2 protein-coding genes are annotated in these 1,512 nt (G+C 35.7%); one reads left to right on the top strand and one right to left on the bottom strand.

What is annotated here, in order from left to right; translation table 11 throughout:
* Positions 1-176 precede the first annotated feature (176 nt).
* Positions 177-902 carry a GntR family transcriptional regulator gene (locus ACS8FD_RS14265; protein WP_439261764.1) on the bottom strand — a complete coding sequence of 242 codons (726 nt, stop codon included), beginning with the start codon at positions 900-902 and terminating at the stop codon, positions 177-179.
* 324 nt (positions 903-1,226) lie between these two features.
* Between ACS8FD_RS14265 and ACS8FD_RS14260 the strand changes: the two genes are divergently transcribed.
* The coding region (locus ACS8FD_RS14260; RefSeq protein ID WP_459252129.1) for a transporter permease at positions 1,227-1,512 on the top strand (286 nt) is incomplete at its 3' end.

Here is a 1,512-nt window from a genome sequence, read left to right as displayed (position 1 = left end):
CTAATGGTAATCAGTGGTCTCATCATGATTATAAGAAACATTAATGTGCTGTTCTAATAAATAATCTAAACCTAGGGGAAGCGTCTTCATCAGCTGTGAGTTAGCTCTTCACTTATTGAGTACTGCCCATTGAGCATCCTATGTTGCTTAGCTTAACTGATGACACACCATAACTATCAAATGATATTGATCTCATAACTGAACTTTTCTGCCAGTCCAAATGACTCTCTATACTCAATAGGATCACCTTCTAAATTCTTAGCAATACGGCATACCTTCACTAAGTTTTCTTGCTTAGTATTGTCCAAATAAGGGTCGATGTGATTGGTTATAAAAAACAAGGTCTCAACGGCAGATGACACAAACTGACCACATTTTGTATAGTAAAACGGATAAAGAAGGTTCTCAAAATCTTCGGGCTCTAAGGTTACAAAAGCTTCGTAACGACTTTTAGGTAGCCAAATTTTTTCACTCAGTAACACGTCATCTTCGACAACACGAACGCGCTCTATATAAATTAGCGCTTTATTTTTACCTATATCTAGTTTTTGATTAATATCATCGATAGCCTCTATCACCATGATTTTTTTGATGATACCGGTCGGCGTTACATAACCAGATTCTTTGTCACGGAACTTAAAAAACCTTAATAATGAACTTCCAAAATCTGGGCGTTTTAAAAAAGTCCCTCTACCTTGCTGCTTTATCAAAACCCCTTCGTCGACAAGTTTTTCAACCGCTTTACGCACGGTTCCTACCGATACTTGGTACTTATCAGCGAATTCTTGTTCACTAGGTAAAGGAGTGTTTTCGTCCCATTTACTCTCTGTTAGTAACGTTTGTATGTGCCATCTTACCTGCTCATATCGTGGCATTTTAAAATTCTTGAAATTATCTATCATTTATTCACCATTATGGAATTTTTATTAAATTTCTCAACTCTTCAAAACATTTTTATTACTTTAAAAAGAAGAATGTGCGCAGTTATTTTTTAAGCTCTAAACCATTTTCATGTTAATCACTTTGATATTAGCGCTAAGCTAAATTTTTCAGTCAATCTTATCTAATTCACGTTACCTTTTTTGTTATCATTCTATGCGATTAGATATGATTCTGAAGATGGACGGTTTTCTAGTGTAGAAAGCTATTTGCCCATACTTGGTCATGTTCTTTAATCTACAAACTGTATATAGCTCTACATCTACTGTTAGGACCAAGGAAAAGCCGTGACTCTCTATATTCTAGCAGCCATAGTGATATGTATTATTTTGGGCTATACCACTAAGATCAATATTGGTCTGTTTGCTATTGCATTTTCCTACCTGATCGGTTGTTTTGGTATGGGACTGAAAGCTTATGAGATTATTGAGCTATGGCCACTCAAAATCTTCTTTGTGATCTTTGCTGTGACCCTCTTTTATAACTTTCCTCTTGCTAACGGCGCTTTAGAAAAGCTGTCTAGTCATCTAATTTATAGGTGTCGCCATTTTCCAGAATTCTTGCCTTTAGTTA

This window comes from Psychrobacter sp. 1U2, assembly GCF_051847575.1.
This window is presented reverse-complemented; position numbering and strand designations above follow the sequence as displayed.